Annotated in this window: 20 protein-coding genes; 12 read left to right on the top strand and 8 right to left on the bottom strand. The window is 35.7% G+C overall.

Going from position 1 to position 20471, the window contains the following annotated elements:
* Positions 1–63 precede the first annotated feature (63 nt).
* Positions 64–1605: a SulP family inorganic anion transporter gene (locus AWV75_RS14825; RefSeq protein WP_060875111.1), complete on the top strand. Its 1542-nt coding sequence runs from the start codon at positions 64–66 to the stop codon at positions 1603–1605.
* Between the two features lie 312 nt (positions 1606–1917).
* Here AWV75_RS14825 and AWV75_RS14820 read toward each other — a convergent pair whose 3' ends face one another.
* The 5 genes from AWV75_RS14820 to AWV75_RS14800 form a co-directional block, all read right to left on the bottom strand.
* Entirely contained in the window at positions 1918–2949 is a 1032-nt protein-coding gene (locus tag AWV75_RS14820; protein ID WP_060875110.1) for a PLP-dependent cysteine synthase family protein, read from the bottom strand.
* Positions 2950–3017: 68 nt separating this feature from the next.
* Positions 3018–5078, bottom strand: a complete 2061-nt coding sequence (locus AWV75_RS14815; RefSeq protein WP_060875109.1) for a S9 family peptidase — start codon at positions 5076–5078, stop codon at positions 3018–3020.
* A gap of 88 nt (positions 5079–5166) precedes the next feature.
* Positions 5167–5784 carry a GNAT family N-acetyltransferase gene (locus AWV75_RS14810; protein WP_060875108.1) on the bottom strand — a complete coding sequence of 206 codons (618 nt, stop codon included), beginning with the start codon at positions 5782–5784 and terminating at the stop codon, positions 5167–5169.
* 126 nt (positions 5785–5910) lie between these two features.
* Complete coding sequence (locus tag AWV75_RS14805; protein ID WP_060875107.1) at positions 5911–6456, bottom strand: NADPH-dependent FMN reductase; 546 nt, start codon at positions 6454–6456, stop codon at positions 5911–5913.
* 11 nt (positions 6457–6467) lie between these two features.
* Complete coding sequence (locus AWV75_RS14800; RefSeq protein WP_002987234.1) at positions 6468–6785, bottom strand: GNAT family N-acetyltransferase; 318 nt, start codon at positions 6783–6785, stop codon at positions 6468–6470.
* Positions 6786–6967: 182 nt separating this feature from the next.
* Between AWV75_RS14800 and AWV75_RS14795 the strand changes: the two genes are divergently transcribed.
* From AWV75_RS14795 to AWV75_RS14780, 4 genes are all read left to right on the top strand, one after another.
* Positions 6968–7291 (top strand): YbaB/EbfC family nucleoid-associated protein, encoded by a 324-nt coding sequence (locus AWV75_RS14795; protein ID WP_060875106.1) that lies wholly within the window; start codon positions 6968–6970, stop codon positions 7289–7291.
* Between the two features lie 7 nt (positions 7292–7298).
* Complete coding sequence (locus tag AWV75_RS14790; RefSeq protein WP_060875105.1) at positions 7299–8036, top strand: DUF4369 domain-containing protein; 738 nt, start codon at positions 7299–7301, stop codon at positions 8034–8036.
* Positions 8037–8075: 39 nt separating this feature from the next.
* Complete coding sequence (locus AWV75_RS14785) at positions 8076–8633, top strand: Crp/Fnr family transcriptional regulator (protein ID WP_060875104.1); 558 nt, start codon at positions 8076–8078, stop codon at positions 8631–8633.
* Positions 8634–8708: 75 nt separating this feature from the next.
* Positions 8709–9119, top strand: coding sequence for an SRPBCC domain-containing protein (locus tag AWV75_RS14780; RefSeq protein WP_060875103.1), 411 nt, complete (start codon positions 8709–8711; stop codon positions 9117–9119).
* 54 nt (positions 9120–9173) lie between these two features.
* Here the strand turns inward: AWV75_RS14780 and AWV75_RS14775 are convergent, their stop codons facing one another.
* From AWV75_RS14775 to AWV75_RS14765, 3 genes are all read right to left on the bottom strand, one after another.
* Complete coding sequence (locus AWV75_RS14775; RefSeq protein ID WP_060875102.1) at positions 9174–10688, bottom strand: PH domain-containing protein; 1515 nt, start codon at positions 10686–10688, stop codon at positions 9174–9176.
* Positions 10688–11269, bottom strand: a complete 582-nt coding sequence (locus AWV75_RS14770) for a PH domain-containing protein (protein ID WP_231738168.1) — start codon at positions 11267–11269, stop codon at positions 10688–10690. The genes AWV75_RS14775 and AWV75_RS14770 overlap by 1 nt, the downstream gene beginning before the upstream one ends.
* A 128-nt stretch (positions 11270–11397) precedes the next feature.
* Entirely contained in the window at positions 11398–12105 is a 708-nt protein-coding gene (locus AWV75_RS14765) for a DUF4397 domain-containing protein (RefSeq protein WP_060875100.1), read from the bottom strand.
* A gap of 257 nt (positions 12106–12362) precedes the next feature.
* Here AWV75_RS14765 and AWV75_RS14760 point away from each other — a divergent pair, with 257 nt between their 5' ends.
* From AWV75_RS14760 to AWV75_RS14730, 7 genes are all read left to right on the top strand, one after another.
* Positions 12363–12746, top strand: a complete 384-nt coding sequence (locus tag AWV75_RS14760) for a hypothetical protein (RefSeq protein WP_231738167.1) — start codon at positions 12363–12365, stop codon at positions 12744–12746.
* Between the two features lie 132 nt (positions 12747–12878).
* A complete protein-coding gene (locus tag AWV75_RS14755; RefSeq protein WP_231738166.1) occupies positions 12879–14264 on the top strand; it encodes a TolC family protein in 1386 nt (461 codons plus the stop codon).
* Positions 14265–14276: 12 nt separating this feature from the next.
* Positions 14277–17450: an efflux RND transporter permease subunit gene (locus AWV75_RS14750; protein WP_060875098.1), complete on the top strand. Its 3174-nt coding sequence runs from the start codon at positions 14277–14279 to the stop codon at positions 17448–17450.
* Positions 17451–17473: 23 nt separating this feature from the next.
* Positions 17474–18553 (top strand): efflux RND transporter periplasmic adaptor subunit, encoded by a 1080-nt coding sequence (locus tag AWV75_RS14745; protein ID WP_060875097.1) that lies wholly within the window; start codon positions 17474–17476, stop codon positions 18551–18553.
* Between the two features lie 7 nt (positions 18554–18560).
* Positions 18561–19094, top strand: coding sequence for a TlpA family protein disulfide reductase (locus AWV75_RS14740; RefSeq protein WP_060875096.1), 534 nt, complete (start codon positions 18561–18563; stop codon positions 19092–19094).
* Positions 19095–19392: 298 nt separating this feature from the next.
* Positions 19393–19740, top strand: coding sequence for an SdpI family protein (locus AWV75_RS14735; RefSeq protein WP_060875095.1), 348 nt, complete (start codon positions 19393–19395; stop codon positions 19738–19740).
* Between the two features lie 449 nt (positions 19741–20189).
* Positions 20190–20471 (top strand): DUF2089 domain-containing protein, encoded by a 282-nt coding sequence (locus AWV75_RS14730; protein WP_060875094.1) that lies wholly within the window; start codon positions 20190–20192, stop codon positions 20469–20471.

Raw genomic sequence — 20471 nt, 5'->3', positions numbered from 1 at the left:
TTCATGCTTTTATCCTTTACTTGAATTAAAATTTTTAATTTTGTCATCCTATATAGAATCACAATGACGCATTCTTTCTTGTCAATTTCGACATTCAAAAAAATAAATTTCAAAAATGAAATCCTCGCAGGTTTAACTGTTGCGATGACCATGATTCCTGAATCTTTGTCTTTTGCTATTCTAGCAGGTCTAACTCCACTAACGGGGCTGTATGCTGCTTTTTTAATGGGGATTATTACGGCCATTTTTGGTGGTAGACCTGGCATGGTTTCCGGAGGTGCCGGAGCAACTGTAGTGGTATTAATTGCCTTAGCCTCCCTCTATGGCGTAGAATATCTATTTGCCGCTGTAGTCTTAGCGGGTTGCATTCAATTTCTTGTTGGGGCTTGTAAATTAGGTCGATTTGTTCGACTCATTCCCCAACCTGTTATGTATGGCTTCTTAAATGGATTAGCAGTTATTATTTTCTTGGCCCAAGTAGCTCAATTTAAAGTTACAACAACAGATTCAACCTCTTGGTTAACGGGAACATCCCTTTATCTCATGCTAGGGTTAACCGCATTAACCATTGGTATTGTTTGGCTTTTCCCCAAACTAACTAAAAAAGTACCAGCCTCACTCGTTGCTATTGTGGTCATTACCTTATTGGTTTTCTTTTTTCAAATTGACACAAAAAAAGTCATAGACATTGCAACAGTTAGTGGTTCTTTTCCTAGTTTTCACTTGCCACTTGTTCCCTTTACTTGGGAAACCCTCCAGATTATTTTCCCCTTTTCTTTGGTCATGGCCGGGGTTGGACTAATTGAATCTCTCCTCACCTTAAATATTGTCGATGAAATAACCAATACCAAAGGCGATAGCAACAGAGAGGCTATGGCACAAGGTGGTGCCAATATAGTCAATGGATTTTTCGGAGGAATGGGTGGTTGTGCCATGATTGCTCAAACCTTAGTCAATATAGGAGCGGGGGCAAGAACCCGAATTGCGGGTATTATTGGAGCCTTGACCATTCTGTTCATTATTCTCATTGGTGGACCCGTCATAGAACAAATCCCGATGGCGGCTCTTGTTGGTGTTATGATGGTTGTAGCCATCTCCACTTTTGAGTGGGTTTCGTTTCGCTTAATTACCAAAATGCCAAAAGCTGATATTTTTACCCTTTTTCTAGTGACTGCCATTATTATTTTCTCTCATAATTTAGCTTTAGCTGTATTGATAGGTGTTATCGTTTCTGCTTTAATCTTTGCCTGGGACAATGCCAAACGCATTCGAGCTAGAAAATCATTCAACCAACAAGGTCATAAAATATATGCAATCTATGGCCCTTTATTTTTTGGTAGTACAACCTCTTTCTCAGAAAAATTTACTCCCAAAGAAGACCCAAGCAAAATCATTATTGATTTCAAAGAATCTCATATTGCTGATATGTCAGCACTAGAAATCCTCAAAAAAGTAATTGCAAAATATCGAGAACTAGATAAACAAGTAGTATTGCGCAATCTTAGGGCAGATAGTATTCGTTTACTTGAAAACAGTAAATCCTTTGAACAAATTGAAATTGAATTAGAGGGCAATCAAGAAGAATCAGCTTACGATATTAGTTAACGAAAAAACAACTGTTTTGATTCAAAACAACCCAACTTTATTCTTTAAACAGAGAATAAAAACGAATATCATATTTATTTAACAAAAAAACCTATTGTAAAATCATTTATTAGATTTTTTTATCTACATTTGTTTACTATTAATTTAGAATAACTGAAAATCAAGCACAAATATGTGCTTGATCTTATATATGAGGAAAAATTAAAAATCCAACTAGTTTTACACGACTACGGATTCTTTCTGATAACCCCTTAATCTGAAAGAAAAAAAGGCTGTTTTTTTATCAAAAACAGCCTTTTTCATTTTTATCTATTAGATATAATTAATTTCATTCTTTGGTTCATTTTCATCGAGAAACCCTTGTTGACGCATCCAATCATCACTATAGATTTTACTCATATAACGAGATCCGTGGTCAGGAAACAATAACACTACCACGCTATTTTCATCAAACATTCCTTGTTCTGCATATAAACGCGTCGCTTGTAAAACCGCTCCCGAAGTATACCCTAAGAATAGTCCTTCTGTACGAGCTAATTCTCTAGCGACTAAAGCAGCATCTTTATCAGTTACCTTTACAAATTGGTCAATCACAGCAAAATCTGTAGCCGATGGGATCAAGTTTTTCCCTAGTCCTTCAATTTTATATGGTGCTATTTCATTTGGATCTAGTTCTCCTGTTTCGTGGTATTTTTTCAAAACAGACCCATAAGCATCTACTCCCAAGATTTGAATTGCTGGATTTTTCTCTTTCAGATAACGAGCAGTTCCTGAAATCGTTCCTCCTGTTCCTGAACAACAAACAAAATGAGTGATTTTTCCTTTCGTTTGTTCCCAAATTTCAGGTCCCGTAGACAAATAATGCGCCTCCGTATTTAATTCATTGAAATACTGATTAATATAAATTGACCCTGGTGTTTCTTCATGTATTCTTTTTGCTACTTCATAATATGATCTTGGATCGTCCGCAGCTACGTTAGCTGGGCAAACATATACTTTTGCTCCCATTGCACGCAACATATCAATTTTATCTGGAGATGATTTATCACTCACAGAAAGGATGCATTTATATCCTTTAATCGCGCTAATCATTGCAATACTAAAACCTGTATTTCCAGAAGTAGTTTCTACAATTGTTCCACCCGGTTTTAAGATTCCTTTTTTCTCTGCTGTTTCAATAATATGTAAAGCAATTCTATCTTTTGCTGAATGCCCTGCATTAAAAGCTTCTACTTTTCCATAAAAATGCCCTTTTAATGAAGCGGTCACTTTGTCCAATTTCACTAAAGGCGTATCTCCTACTAAGGAAATCACATTATCAAAAGCTTGGATTTCTTCTTTCATCTTTTTGTTTTTTAATGTGATATTGCGCACAAAAATTGAGCGCAATACCTATATTAATTTAATTCTTTTTACTGTTTAATTCCCACTAAATCGAACATAAAAGCAAACTCTTTCGCCACTTCTTTTAAGGATTCAAATCGCCCTGAAGCTCCTCCATGTCCTGTATCCATATTGATATCAAAATACAACTGCTTGTCATTGGTTTTGGTATCTCTTAATTTAGCTACCCATTTTGCTGGCTCCCAATATTGCACTTGTGAATCGTGTAATCCAGTTGAAATATACATATTAGGATAATCTTGTGCTTTTACATTATCATAAGGAGAATAAGACAACATATACTCATAGTATTCTTGTTCATTCGGGTTTCCCCATTCATCATATTCACCAGTAGTTAAGGGAATGCTGTCGTCTAGCATTGTAGTTACTACATCTACAAAAGGAACTTGTGCAATTATTCCTTGGTATAAATCTGGGCGTTCATTCGCAATTACTCCCATCAATAAACCACCCGCAGAACCACCTTCTGCAAACAAATATTCTTTGGAGGTATACCCTTGCTCAATAACATAAGATGAACAAGCAATAAAATCCGTAAACGTATTTTTCTTTACCAACAATTTTCCGTCTTCATACCAGTCGCGTCCCATATCTTCTCCACCGCGAACATGCGCAATCGCATAAACAAAACCACGATCAAGCAAACTCAATCTCGTAGTAGAAAAATAAGGTTCCATTGTAATTCCATACGATCCATACGCATATAATAAAAACGGATTATTTCCTTTACGCTCCATTCCTTTTTTGTACACCATCGATATAGGTATTCTTACCCCATCTTTTGCTGTAGCCCAAATTCGCTCTTCTACGTAGTTATTCTTATCGAAATCTCCCAATACCTCTTGTTCTTTCAAGATTTCTTTTTCTTGAGTACGCATATTAAAATCAATCACTGAAGACGGTGTATTCAACGATTGATACACAAAGCGAAAATTTTCTGTTTCAAAATCAGCATTAATCTGTGCTTGTGCATTATATGTTTCGCTTTCAAAAGGCAAATAATATGCCTGTTCTCCTTCTTTCCAAGGCTGAATTTTAATATGAGGCAATCCATTAGAACGTTCTGAAATCACCAAATAATCTTTGAAAATATCAACACCTTCTATTAGTACATCCTCACGATGGGGAATCAATTCAGTCCAATATTCAGTTGTAGTCTGTGTTTCTGGACAAGACATTAATTTAAAATTATCTGCATCATCCTTATTAGTCAGTATATAAAATCGATCGTTATAATGCGAAATCCCATACTCTACTCCTCTTTCTCTTTTCTGGAAAATTCTAAATTCTCCCTGTGGATTAGTAGCTTCTAGAATTTGATACTCACTCGTTAATGTACTTTCACTTCCGATTACGAGGAATTTTCTAGATTTCTCCTTGTAAATAAAAGTATCAAAAGTATCATCTGTTTCATGGTACACCAAGACATCCTCCGTCATAGACGTACCAATCACATGCTTATAAATTTTATCTGAACGCAAGGTAACAGCATCTTTTCGGGAATAAAATAACGTTTTATTATCACTCGCCCAAGTAGAAGCTCCTGTTGTATTGGTGATTGCAACCTCTAAAACTTCTCCTGTGAAAAGATTTTTTACATGCAGTGTATATTCTCTTCGAGATACGGTATCCACACCATACGCTACCCATTGATTGTCTTCTGATACGGTAATTCCTCTCAAATGAAAATAAGCATACGGAGCAGCCATCACATTACAGTCGAACATAATTTCTTCTTCGGCCTCTAAGCTTCCTTTTTTACGTGAATGAATCGGATAATCTTTTCCTTGTTCAAAACGCGTAATATAATAATAGCCATTGTAAAAATAAGGCACAGAGGAATCATCTTCTTTGATTCTGTTTTTCATTTCTGAAAATAAAGTCTCTTGCAAAGCTTTTGTATGGGCAGTAGAAGCTTGATAATACGCTTTTTCAGCTTCTAAATAAGCTAATACTTCTTTATTTTCTCTATCGTTTAACCAAAAATAATTATCAATACGCACCTGATTATGCGCTTTTAGTTCATAGGGTATTTTTTTAGCTACAGGAGCTTGAATCGATTCGTTCATTTCTTTGATTTAAAATACAAAAATAAGCGTTTTTCGGGGGAAGACTAGGATTAAGCCTAGAGTTTTAAAACTCCCCCTGAGGTATAGACTACAATTTAGCTTGTAATTTCTCTTTGGCTGTTGCGAGCCATTCTTCACGCAATAAACCAAAAATGGCACTATCTCTACGGGTACCATCTGTTCTAATTTTATTTTTTCTCAAAATACCTTCTTGTTTGCAACCCAAACTAAGAATAGCAGCTATACTGCGTTGATTTTCATTATCTGCTTCAAACTCTACGCGCTCAAAACGAAGTTTTTCAAATAAAAACTCAAACAACAGGTATTTACAATTTTTATTGACTCCTGTACCTTGAGCAGATTTACTATACCAAGTATAACCAATTGCACTAACCTTATTGCGAGTATCTACGCGATAATAACGAGTAGAACCCACGAACTTCTGCTGTATTTTATCCCATACGACAAAAGCATATCCTTGCTTCTCTTTACGCATGGCTAAAGCAGATTTTACATATTTAATCATATTTTCATTATCTGTTGGCTTATCAGAAGAGAAATACCAAATATCGGATTCATTTAAAGCGTAATATAGTAAATCAACGAGGTGTTTTTCACTTAAAGGAATGAGTTTTACACGATCATTCTCTAAAACATATTCTTTTGAAAAATCAAAAGTAGCAGGAATTTCAAGGGTTGGAGTCATAAATTATTTGGTTAAGTTTTACCCGTATTCAACTCAAAGGTATTCATACTTTTTGGGCTAAGTATGAACATTTAACAGCATACTAACAAAAAAAGAGATAGTTCCTCTCCTATCTCTTTTTTTGTATCAATTTACCTCGTTGAGTTTATTTTTAAAGTTACTCACTTGTTTTTTAAATTCCGCCAATAAGGCTTCATCTTTAATCCCTTGAGCGGAATCAAAATTATCATAAAACTTAGGTAAAGCAAATGATTCTAAGATATTTCCTCCAAATTGAGGAAAAACTTTCAATGCAATATTCAAAGAATTTTGAGCACCATATCCACCAGGTGACGTTGACATCAACAAGATAGGTTTTTGTTGTAATAATTCTAAATTTATTCTCGAACACCAATCAAATAAACTTTTAAAAGCAGCAGTCCAATTTCTATTATGTTCCGACATAGAACAGATGATAATGTCTGTTTCTGCTATTTTAGCTAAAAAGGCTTTCGCTGTTTCAGGAAAGTGTTCCTTTTCTAGGTCCACTGAAAAAACAGGAACTGCAAAATCATTCAAATCGACTAATTCAACCTCATATTCGGGAAAAAATGTCAAAGCATATGCTGCAAATGCTTTATTGATTGAAGTCGTAGATATACTAGCTCCAAATCCTATTATTTTCTTTTTCATCTCTGGTTGTATTACAATTTATCGTAGGCAGGGAATCCTAAATCAACGATTCTTTTCCACTCGGGATGTTTTTTAATATAAGCAAACACCAGAGGACAAAATGGCATCACCGTTTTATTGTGTTCTTCTATAAACATCAATGTCTTTTCAATTAATGCTGTTGCAACACCTCGACCAGCTAATTCTTCTGGGCTTTCGGTATGAATTAAGTGAATACGCTTACTGTCCTCTTTGTAATCAATAAAAGCAGTATAGCCATCTACAGTCAATTCAAATCTGTGATTTGCTGTATTTTGTTTCACAGCTAAGGGCAAAAATTCTTCTTTCATCTTTTTTTGTATTAACGGGTGTGATAGTATCAAAAATACGGATTATAAATTCGCTAATCCTTAATGTAAATTAATTTATAGGGAAAATAGTACAAAATTTGTTCTGGTCTTTCTCCAGATCATGAACAAAACTTGAAAAGAATATACTATTTTTGTCACACTAAATTTTAATGTACTATATTATGTTTGGCGACTTAATGGGAATGATGGGTAAATTACAAGAAACCCAAGCTAAAATTGAAGAAACAAAAAAGAGATTAGATACCATTCTAATTGACGAAAAAAGTAGTGACGAATTACTACACGTTACTTTAACAGCAAACAGAACAATTCGTTCCTTATCCATTTCGGATGAATTAATGGAAGACAAAGATCAATTGGAAGATTATCTTGTTCTAGTATTAAACAGAGCCATTGAAAAAGCAACAGCAATTCACGAGGCTGAATTAGCAGCGGCAGCCAAAGATGGTATGCCTAATATCCCAGGGTTAGATTTATTTAAATAAGAATAGGATGAAAAAATATATTGGTGTTGCCTTAATTTTAGGCGCCTCACTTCTTGCTTCATGTAGCAAAGACACAAAAGGAACAGACAACCTAACTATTACAGGAAAAATAGATGGTTTAAAGCAAGGGAAAGTATATCTATACCATGTTCAAGACACTGTTTTCACTGCTTTAGATTCTGTCGTTTTTGATGGAAAATCATCCAATTTCACTTTCAAGCATCATTTAGAATCACCAGAAATGCTTTTCCTTTCATTAGATCGTGGACATAGTAATTCTATTGATAATCAATTGGCCTTTTTTGCAGAACCTGGAACAATGACCATCGAAACGACATTGAAAAACTTTTACAAGGACGCAAAAGTACAAGGATCTCAAAGCAACGAAATCTACAATGAGTATCTGAAATCAAGGGCTATTATTACAGATCGTCAAAACGATTTATATGTTGCCTTATTTGAAGCTCAAAAAACAGCAAATGCAGCTCAATTGGACAGCTTGCAAGGAGTAAGTAAAAAATTAGCAGGCCGTTTATATCTAAATGCAATTAACTTTGCTTTAAACAACAAACATTCTGATGTTGCCCCTTATATTGCGCTTACTGAGCTATATGATCGTAATATTAAATACTTGGATACTATTTACAATGCGTTAACTCCTGAAGTACAAAATCACAAGTACGCAAAAAGTTTGAATGAATTTATTCAAGAAAGAAAAAAAGAAGAAACGAAAGTAACCGAATAATTGTAAATTGTCCTTTGAATCAAAGGACAATTTTATTTTATGTCATTACAAGCCGCTCTACAATTCATGCTTCATTTAACTGATGATGAAGCGCAGGAAGCAATCAATTTTTTTATTCCGCATACCTACAATAAGAATACCTCTTTACTAGAAGTAGGCAAAGAAGCCAACCAACTTTTTTTTCTTACGGAGGGTTACATTCGCATTCATGCCGATTTTGATGGAAAAGAAATTACACAGTGGATTAGTGCACCAGGATATTTCATTACAGATTTGTCTTCTTGGCTCTTTGATCAACCCGCGAAATGGAACTTTACAACCCTTACCCCTGTTTCTTTATTCTCTGTTTCCAAAAAAGACTACCAACAGCTAGAAACTAAAATCCCTAATTGGCAAACCAAAGAACGAAATTTCATGGGGCATTGCTTTAACCAAATGGAACAGCGAATTTTTCAATTCTTATCTCAAAATGGCGAAGAGCGTTACCTTGCCTTTTGTCAAGAGTATGCTTTTTTATTCAACCAAGTACCGCATCAATATATTGCCTCCTTGTTAGGGATGACGCCGGAAACACTGAGTAGATTAAGGCGAAAATAAATCTCCCCTGTTTTCTTGATGTATATCAAGAATTCCTAATTCAAAAGCAAAGATATTTGTGTAAAACAATACGATATGAAACTGGTTACACAAATAGAAATTAAAGCGAATGCAGAAACCATTTGGAAGGCATTAATTGATTTTGAAAATTATTATAAATGGAATCCCTTTATTACTAAAATAGAAGGAATTGCTGCACCTCAACAAAAACTGAAAGTAAAAATTCAGCAGATGCATTTTACCCCGACTGTTCAAATATACAAACCGAATCAAAAACTAGCCTGGTTAGGAAAACTAGGCATTAAAGGTCTTTTTGATGGGTATCACTATTTTGAAATTATTCCCATTGATGCACATAAATGCTTATTCGTTCAAGGGGAAAACTTCAATGGATTACTCGTTCCTTTCCTCAAAAAGAAATTGAAAAAAGAAACGCTTCCTGGATTTAACTGGATGAATTGTTCACTTAAAGAATATGTAGAATAGAGAGTGGTGGACAGTTTACGGTTAACTGTCAACCGTAAACTGTAAACCATCTCCCTACATCCAATGTTTATTTTCGCTTTCTATCTTATACAACCATTGATCTCTCAACTGTTTCATTTGCTCGTAATTCGATGTACTAAAATGTACAATTCCTCCCGCAGTATGCAACAGTAAACTACCTACATTCGCAGCTTTTTGCCACGCAAATTGAGACAGTACAATTTTTTGAATTTTATGAGGTTCTAAAATGGTGTGTGTGATATCCCAAGCTCCTGTTTTGACTATAATAAAATCAGCCGTAACAATTAATCGTCCTACTCTAAAATAACGCCAAATCAACAACGTTACGACAACAAAATAAGCCCCCGCACTGCTAAATCTCAAACTAGTATCTAGTGTTTCTTGTGTTAATCCTATAAATAAACCAATTGGAACAAGCACCAAAAAGAAAAAACGAAAACCAAAGAAACGATAGTTATATTTCAGCTCAACACCTTGAAAATCCAATGGTTTTTGGTAAATCATATCAAAGAACTCTTTGGTTTCTTCGTTTGAACAACCTGGAATTTCTAAGCCTGTTTTCTTATTTAGCGATTCCTTTCCAAAAACTTGGTGAATCTTAAAACTCGAAATTCCCCATAGCTTTTGGAAATAATTGCGCACAATTTTGACTAATTGAACACGAGAGGGTTTAATAATGGTACTCTTTGTATGGAGTAATCCGTAGGAAAGAAATAAACTTCCTTGTTGCACCACCACTTTATAGTTATAAAATTTGATAACGGTGCGAATAATATTGGCAATAAAGATAGCTGCTAAAAAAACAAGTATTAGAATCAATCCAACATAAAAGGTGATTCGTTCTTCGATAAATGTATCGATTGCTTCATCATTTATCGTATCTCCAAAAAACTTAGATCCTTCATATATCAGGGAGTTTGCAAATAGCAGAACAATACCCATCGTATACAGGTAATTGGTTGTTACTCCTACTTTTAATAAAGTCAGTACTTTAATATGTCGAACATCTTGTACTGCATTCCCTTCTTGGATTGTTCCATAATCTACAGTATTCTCCCCTTCCGCTTCTAGCAATCCTTCTCTATAGGCCAATAATGTTTCTTTCAATGCCTGTGCAACTTCATGAGAAACAGAAGCAATAACTCCTTCTTTAGATCCACTTCCTGCAGAATCAACCTCAATCGAATATAGTTGTAACAGCTTATTAATAAACGATTGATTGATATTTACCTGTTGAATCTTTCGGAGTTGAATGGTCGTTTTTGTTTTATTAAAAATTCCCTTCTGCAAAACAAAAGCATCCGTTTCCTTTTCAATATGAAAGGTAAAATTGCGGTAGCTGAAATAAGCAAAAACTAGGGCTAAGATAAGCCCAATAATTACACTCAATAGGATCCAATCCCACCTCCCTGTCCATTCCCCTTTGTTGATTCTCAGGGCTACTAAAATAAGGACAGGAAAAAAAGCGCGAACAAATTTTTGCAACCAATAAATAAAATTGACAATAATACCGATAGGTGCTTGTCGATTAGGAATATAGAAATTCATTATTGTTCGGTATTTAAAACGTTCGGGGTATTACTTTCACTTCTTTCTACGGCTTGAGGTAACACTTTTTCAATCACATAAGCCTTTATTTTATTGGCTTCTTCTAAGGGTAATCCTGGTATTTTCAAATCACCTAAACTCCCTCCTGCCGTAAAAAACTCAATTCTACAAAGTCCAAATAATCGCAGTAAAGCTCCTTCATAAATTTCGACGTGTTGTACGCGATTAAAGGGAATTGTCGTTTCTTTTTGATGTAGTATTCCCGATTTATATAGGATATCATGTTCTCGCACTGCATATCCTTTTTTACTTACCCCTAACATATTTAAAATCAGTACAAGCAAAGAAAACACAGCACTTGCACTAAACACAGCCACCTTGTATTTCAACAAAATAGAATCTTCTCCTAAAAAGGGCAAATAGAAACCACTTGCTCCCAATGCCAAAATAAACAAAAGAAAAATAATCGTACTGATTAGGACAACACGTTTATACTTTACATGTAAAGGTTGGAAAATTACTGCATCTGTAGTAGGCAATTCTGCGGTATTAATTTGCTGGTTGGAAAAGATTGTGTTCATATCTAAAATAAGCATTTGGATAAACAAATATATTCTTTTCGCTTTGATGAAACTAACGCCTATCCTATAAAAAAAATAGCCACCATATAGATGATGACTATTTTCCCAATTGATTTATAGATATAGAATTAAAACTGCTTTACAAGACCTATGTAATAAGGTTTTTCAGCAGAGTTAGAACCGACTAGAATTAAAGAAAAATACCTACCCTTTTCCAAAATGAGTTGATCGCGTTTAGCTATTTCTTTCCCATCTTTATCTTGTACACTCACGGTATACGTTTTACTCGCATGTGCGATAAATTTTTCATTTTCTTTCGCTGAAGCTTCTGTTTCCGTATTTCGATTCGCAAACACAACTTCATCGTCTAATTTGACATTTACAGCTAAATCCTCTCCTGTCAAATTAAAAAAACGAAGTCCCGAATGAGCAAGATTCCCCTCTTCTCCAAGGGTAATACGCTGATCATTGGTTATAAAGTGAATGACATTATCTTTTGATTTCCCTCCTACGAAAGAGGTATATCCTTGTCCATCCATCACTTGCACCCTTGCATTGGTCACAATTTTTTCATTCTGATTGGTGATAATATCCAAAGAACGATTTCCCGTATACAATCCGATATAATCATACCCCTTGTAAATTAACCCTTGATAAGGAGGTTGTACCAAACGTCCATTCGCTATATACCATATAGCCTCTGAACCACCATAACCATTCACCATAGTTAAACCACCGACTGGATAAGGTTTCCATCCACTATTGTCATCTGTACTACAACTTGTTACTACAAACAAGCTAAGAATTAATCCAAATAATACGAATACTCTTTTCATATTGTGTTATTTAATTTTTGTTTCTCTCCTAAATAACAATCAAAATTCGTACCAAAGGTTCCTCTTTTATTTGTTCTGTCATTATTTTTTTATTCTATGCTACAATTTTGTATTTGAAATGATTATCTCATTTGCTAAACAAATCTGACCAATTGCTATTCACGGAATTAAAAACAAAAAAAAACGTTGTATTTAATTTTGAAATACCCTATGTTTGTCTCTCTATGAAAATAAACACCTCCCATATCATCAAAAAAATGCAAAAAGCGTTCGCTTTGATGTGTGCGGTATGGCTTATTTTCTCTACTTGTTCCATGCAGACGAGTATCAACCACTTATTTGGTGACACGACAACTCCCATCGAACAAACTACTAAAACCAATAAAAGTAAAAAACAGACAACAGTAACAGAAAGAACTTGTGGCCAGCATCTTAGTATAGATGACCAAAGTCAACTGTTACAAAAAGCAGGTTGGGATATCACAAACCCTTTCATTGCTTTCGTTGTATCTACTTTTCTTATTTTCTTTTTTGGCATTCGCATCAAAGGCGAATCCAATGCAAATCCTGCCTATCAGGACACCTCCCAATTACAGGGCAAACTCCCTTTATTTATTGAATTTCAGAATCTGAGAATTTGATTTTTAACGTCTTTCTGGTTAGTCTATCGTGATTAGCATAAGCTATTACACGGTTTTACTACTATCTATCGTTAACAAAAATCCAATAATTTGCGATCTATCTCAGGACAGATCCCTTATATTCTCTTTCTAATGAAAACGATTTTTCGTTCAGCTACACATCTGTGGTTGATCTGTTTAAGCGTGACTATCTATGCTCAAGAGCCAGGAAAAAATTCCTTAGGTGACTTATGGGAAAAAGTAGCACATAATTATCCAGGTTTACAAGCACAGACAGCTTTAGTAGCCTCTACAGCAAGCAAAAAACAAGCGGTAAAAAGTCAAGCTTTACCTCAATTTAAAATTCAAGCCCAAAACTCTTATGGTACTTTTGAGGGGAGTAATGGGGCATTTTTTCCACAATCTGGCTTTTTTAATGTCAGTGGAAACCCCACTCTCTTGGATGGAAGTGACCAAACCTTCAATACCTTTGGTTCAGCCGTGGTTGAATGGGAAGTATTCGCCTTTGGTAAACAGCAGCAGGAAAACAAAGCTGCTACTGCCCAATATCAACAACAAATCGCACAAAAAGAAGCTTACGTCCTACAACTCAAAAAAGAATTAGCCTTTCGTCATATTCAGCATTTATATGCTACAGCCAATTATGATTGGATGAGCAAAAATGCAGATCGTTTAAGAAGCATCGAATTAATTACCAATGGATTAGCTGTGTCAGGATTAAAACCTGCGGCTGATAATCTATTGGCGCATTCTTCCTATCTACAAGCCGCAGGACAACAACGTTTTTGGACTGGAAGTAAACAGGCCACTCACATTGCCTTAGCGGAATTAGTTGGAGAGCCACTAGATACGCTTGATGCAACTCGTTTACACCACTTTCTAACCTTTCCTTTACACAAAACCAATCCTTCAGCTCCTATTGAAGAGCTCGAACATCCTGTTTTAGCTCAATACAAACAAGAGGCCTCTTATTTTGAACACAGCAGTAAGTCTATCACAAGAGCAGCGCTCCCAAGTGTAAAAGTATTAGGAGGATATGCGATTCGAGGTAGCGGTATTCAAACCAATACCGTTACAGACAAATGGAAAGACGGCTTTTCTAATACTGTTGATAATTATCTCGTGGGCGTTGGAATCACTTGGAATTTTTCATCCTTATTTACTAATCAATATAAAAAACAAACCTTAAGTAAACAGGCAGAAAGTGCGGAGAAAAAATACAGTGCATATGAGCAAGCCTTACAGGCCAATATAGAAGCTAGTCAAGTTCAGATTCAAGAACAAACAGAGCAATTACAGCAAACGCATCAAGCGATTGTACATGCAACTCAAGCCTATACCATGTATATGGCGCGTTATAAAAGCGGTTTAATCACACTCAGTGAGCTCTTACAAATTCAACAGTTACTTGAACAAGCAGAAAAAACACACATTGATGCAGCCCAACAATATTGGATGCAATTGGTTTCTGAGGCAACCTTAACCGCGAATTTCGACTTTTTATTTACTAACTTATAATATAGACTATATATGAATCTAATCAGATTTGCCTTAAGAAAGCCTATTGCCATTCTAATCATCGTATTAGCCTTGGGCTTCTTATCGATTAATTCGATTAAGAAAATCAATGTCGATATCTTTCCAGAAATAGAACTCCCTTCCATTTATATTGCCATGCCTTATGGTGGGCTTTCGCCAGCTTATATGGATGGGTTTATGGCGAATGAATTTCAAAAAGTATTACTTTTCGTAGGAGGAGTACAAAACATTGATTTTAAAAGTGTTCAAGGATTGACCTTGATGAAACTATCCTTCTATCCGGGGACGGATATGGCGCAAGCAGCAGGAGAAGTTTCTACCCAAGTATCCCGTGCTATGGGATTCTTACCACCAGGAGCTGTACCTCCTATGGTGGTGCGATTTGATGGTAGTTCTCTGCCTGTTGGGCAACTCGTTTTTGAGAGTCCTCAACGTACTATTACAGAACTACAAACCATGGTACAAACTAGAATTAGACCTATGTTTGTGGAAATTCCAGGGGTAACTGCTCCTGCTCCTTTCGGCGGTAATGTGCGCTCTATTATTGTCAATATTGACCCACAAGCCATGCAAGCCAATGGATTAAGTCCGGAAGAAATTACCTTGGCCATTACAAAAAATAGTCACCCTTCTCCTGCTGGAAATATCCGCATTGGAGAACAAAACTTAATGGCTCCGATTAACTCCATTGCGACCAATCCAGAAGTTTTTCTCAATACACCTATACGTAGTACAGACACTAGAACCATCTATATAAAAGATGTTGCACAAGTAATTGATGCGGCCGACCAAACAACGGGGTATGCCTTAATTAATGGCACGCGTTCTGTTTACTTACCGATTATCAAAAAAGCAGATGCTTCAACCATTGATGTAGTAAAGAACTTAAAAGCCTCTTTGCCTCTATTGGAAAATACACTTCCTGAAGATGTATCTATTCGCTATGAATTTGACCAATCCAAATACATTGAGCGTTCATTGACCAACTTGATTCACGAAGGAATCTTAGGAGCTCTATTTACAGGATTGATGATTTTCTTATTCTTAGGTGATACACGAGGAGCAATCATTGTAATATTGACGATTCCAGTAGCCATTCTCTCTGCTGTTGCAGCTTTGTATTTTATGGGTCAAACCATCAATATCATGACCTTGAGTGGACTTGCCCTCTCTATTGGTATTCTCGTCGATGAAGCCACCGTGACCATAGAGAATATTCACCAGCACTTTGAGATGGGAAAATCCAAGGCCCAAGCTATTTTAGATGCGCTTCTTGAGATTTCAATTCCCAAGTTGCTTATCCTACTGTGTATTTTAGCCGTATTGACTCCTGCTTTCATTATGACAGGGATTCCGAAAGACATGTTTATGCCTCTTTCAATGGCAGTAGCGTTTGCCATGATTTTCTCCTTCTTAGCTTCACAAACGTTCGTTCCTATTTTAGCCAATTGGTTAATGAAAAACAAACACCTTGCGATTTATGACAAGAAAACAAAAAGACAACGCAAATTTTTTGAGAAATTTCGCTTGCGTTACTCTCAAGTGGTGCGTGTTTGGCACAAGCGATCTCGTGCGCTTTTTGTCGGTTACATCCTCGTAGCTGTAGGATGTATTGCTCTTTTACTGCAATTCATTGGAACCGATATCATGCCTGCTTCGAACAGTGGCGATTTTCAGATTCGAATTGAAGCTCCTCAGGGAAGCCGCATTGAGAAAACAGAAGAAATTGTCAAAGATATCATCAGCGATATTGCTTCAGTATTACCAGAAAATGGAATTTCCATCACCTCTTCTTTTGTGGGGATGCACCCTTCAGGAACGCCGATTAACCCTATTTTCTTATTCACTAATGCTTCCCATGAGGCCGTATTGCAAGTAGCGATTGATCAACGTATTTACAAAGGGTCAATTTCAGCACTCAAAGAGCAAATCCGAGAAAAAGTTCAGGCCAATCGACCAGAAGTACTAATCAACTTTGAACCCATGGAATTGGTTGAAAAAATCATGGGGCAAGGAGCCATGACACCTATTGAAGTTAAAGTTGGCGCTAGACAGATTAAAATGGCAGAAAATCACGCCAAGAAAATTGAACAAGAATTAAAAGCGATTCCTTATCTACGCGATATTCGAATTGCAGAACCGTTAAATTATCCAACCTTGCAAATTGAAGTAAATCGCGATTTAGTAGGACAATTTGGATTAACGATGAGTGATGTTACCCGAAGTTTAGCCACAGCCACTTCTTCTACGCGTTATACGGACAAGAATTTATGGGTGGATCCAAATTCTGGATTGGTTTTCCAGGTACAAGTCCAAATTCCGGAAGGAACGATTGACAGTACGGAAAAACTCAAAGCTCTTCCATTGAAGAAAGGCAGTTTACGTCCCATTTTAGAAGATGTTGCAACTGTTAATTTAGTAGATGAAGCCGCTCAAGTAAATCGAAAAGGACCAAATCGATACGTAACCGTTATTGCTAACATCCACGATAAAGATTTGGGATCAGCCTCTAAAGCTGTAAAGAAAGCCATTGCCAATGTAGGAGAACCACCAAGGGGAACTATTGTTTGGACAGAAGGTACACTCAACCTCTTAGACGAAACATTGAGTAATTTACTGATTGGACTCGGTGTTGCCGTTGTTACCATTTATTTGATGTTATCGGCTTACTACCAATCGTTCCGATTACCTTTAGTGATTTTATCTGTATTGCCAGCAGTAATTGCAGGAAGTTTACTTTTATTATTCCTCAGTGGAAGTACGTTAAACTTACAATCCTATATGGGGATTATTATGTCGATTGGGGTTTCCGTTTCCAATGCCGTACTCTTAATTAATCAAGCCGAATACTATCGAAAAGAGATGCAATTGCGTACGGTTAATGCAGCTCGCCTAGCCGCTTCTTCTCGTTTGCGTCCAGTATTAATGACTGCCGCTGCCATGGTTGCTGGGATGTTACCGATGTCTTTAGGTTTAGGAGATGGTGGAGAACAAGTTGCTCCCTTGGGTCAAGCTGTTATTGGAGGTCTTTTAGCATCGACCGTTACCATTTTATTGCTACTGCCGCATTTCTTTACCTCAACGATGCAAAAGGCAACCTTAGTTGGTCCTTCTTTAGATCCTGATGATCCAAAAAGTAAATTTCACTCACTTGAAACCCATTAATTTTGATTTTTAATAACACAATTATGAAACAATACGTCATTTTATCTCTCGCGATATTAAGTAGCACTTTATTTTTCACAGCTTGCAAGGATAATGCTCCTACAGAAAAAACGGCTACCACGCCAACTGCTACCGTTGATTTGAGTGCCTCTCCTTTGCAGGAATTAAATCCTGTTTATTCTATTACTGTACCAGGTGAAATCAAACCCTATGAACAGGTTGCTTTATATGCTAAGGTTTCGGGGTTCATTAAACACTTGTATGTAGATCGTGGAGATCACGTAAAAAAAGGACAATTATTAGCCTTGTTAGAAGCACCAGAGATGAATCAACGAGCATTATCGGATCAGTCCATCCAAGATAAAGCCTATAGTGATTACCTTTTAGCCAAACAAGTATACGATCGTTTGGTAGAGGCATCCAACACTACAGGAGCAGTTGCACAAATCGAGTTAGAACGTGCTCAAAGTACGATGAATAGTACCAAATCCACTTTTGAATCTGCTAAAGCCAGCACAGCACAAGCCAAACAGCTTCAAGATTATTTGCGTATTGTAGCTCCCTTTGACGGAATCATTACCCAACGTAACTTATCCAACGGATCTTTAGTTGGCAATAACGGAAATACGCCTATTTTTGAAATGGCTCAAAATAATCAATTGCGTTTAACTGTAGCAATTCCAGAAAAACATGCAGGAGCCATACAACAAACAACTGTTGCTACATTTACCATTAGTGCTCATCCTGGAGAGCAATTTACAGCGCAACTGTCCAGAAGTTCTGGTGTATTAAATCAGCAGGACAGAGCCTTAATATTGGAGTTTGATCTTGACAATACCAATGGAAAATTACAAGGAGGAGATTATGCACAAGTGAAATTAGCCTTACAGCGCAAGCAACCGACCTTATGGATGGCTACGAAAAGCATTCTCAACACCCAATCTGGTAATTTTGTCATCCTCAAAAAAGGGGATCAGCTGTCGAGAATTCCTGTAGAATTAGGTGTACAATTGGATACACTTACAGAAGTATTTGGAGCACTTCACAGCGAAGACTTAGTCATCAACAAACCTTCAGAAGAAATGAAAAACTCAAAAAAATAAATGTAGTATGATGCAATTCACACCAAAATTAAACCGTTCTCTCGGAGCTTTTATGCTCCTACTAGCACTGGGATTATATGCAAGTGCTCCCTTACAAGCACAACAAAAAAATACCCCTGTTGTAAACACCAAAACTACGGATGCCGTATTTTTTGACGCTACAGGAAAAAAAGTATCCTTGAGTTCATTACAGGGTAAAGTAGTATTTGTCAACTTTTGGGCTACTTGGTGTCCACCATGTATTAAAGAAATGCCGTCAATTCAAGCATTAAAAGAAAAAATGAAAAACCAAGACGTCGTTTTCTTACTAGTTGATATTGATGGAAACTATGAAAAAGCAAAAGCTTTTATGGACAAAAGAAATTTAGATCTTCCTGTTTATATCCCCGCAGCTACAGTTTCAAGTACTTACTTAGGAACCTCTATTCCTACCACTGTAATTTTCGATAAAAAAGGAAATATGATTCAACGTATTGTCGGTGGTGTTGACTTTGCTTCGGAGGAAGTTGAAAAATTCATGAATCAAGTTTTAAAATTGTAAATTAATTGTTTTCAAATAGTTAGAATGAAGCTCACTTCTTGTAAGTGGACTTTTTTTACGCTCATTTTTTCACCAATTATTTCATCAACATAAAACAAATACTTTATTAACAACGTGATTTTTTTGAATTAAGCACAATAAAATCAGCTATTAACTAAAAACAAAAAAACAAAGCACACATAATAACTTAAATTATTGAAAAACAAATAATTCTTTCCTTTTACACTCCTAGATTAAGTTTAAGTTAATTTTTTGTTTATTTTAGCAAATACCAAAACCAACCAAAAAACAATACATTATGACCATACTATATATTTTTCCCATAGTTCTAGGCCTAATAGGATTTTTCAATCTTCTTTTTCACTTTAAACAAGTGCATATCATAGGTTATAGAAGTCATAATGCGTTAAAAGATGACAAACATTGGCGCGTAGCACAACGCACAAGTAGTTCATCTCTGATTGCAGCTAGTTTATTTTTGATTTGTATGAACTATACGCTAGCTCAATTTGATTATGCTACTCAAACACTACAAGCCATTATGATTACATCTAATATCTTTTGTGTGTTATATACTATTATTCATACAGAAACGGTATTAGAAAAAATCGATCAGAAAATCGACCAAAATTATATTCAAAAATAATTTCAATTATTATTATTTCTTCCTCTTTCTTGTGCTAACGATTACAACAGCCAGAAAAACATTTTACTTTGCTTTAAAATCACTACTACTACTAGACAAGAAAGAGGTTTTTTATCAATAATATTATTTTACTTACGCAAAAAAGGTATGAGCTTTATTTACTCATACCTTTTTTTATGAAAATAGAATAAGGGGGAATGAGGGGGTTGTGCTTTGTGAGGTTTGTTCTTTGCTCTTCGCTCTTTGCTCTTCGTGAAGTTGTAAGATTTTTCGATTAAAAGAAGAATTTTTTTAATCCGAAAATCTACTCCTCTCCCTTTTCTCATTTCCCTTCTCCAATTGCTTTGTGAGATTTATACTTGACAGCTTCTCAAAAAACAACCTAACAAAAAATATTTTTAATTATAATGTAAATTTTATTAAATTAGTCTTTAATAAAATTAAATAATTTGAAAACAAAACATAAATTACCTACACATTGTCCTAGTTGTAACAATAAATTACACGTTGTTCAACTAGCTTGCGAAAGTTGTGAAACAACAGTAGGTGGACAATTTGAATTACCGCTGCTCGCTCAATTAACACAAGAGGAGCAAGATTTCATCTTACAATTTTTTCTTTACAGTGGAAGTTTAAAACAAATGGCGCAACAAATGAATATTAGCTATCCAACTGTGCGAAATAAATTAGATGATATGATTGAACACATCCAAAAACTACAAAACCCATAA

Origin of the sequence: Myroides odoratus, from assembly GCF_001549985.1 — a bacterium.
GTDB classification, from domain to species: domain Bacteria; phylum Bacteroidota; class Bacteroidia; order Flavobacteriales; family Flavobacteriaceae; genus Flavobacterium; species Flavobacterium odoratum_A.
The sequence above is the reverse complement of the archived record's forward strand: the minus strand, read 5'-3'. Positions and strand labels throughout refer to the sequence as shown.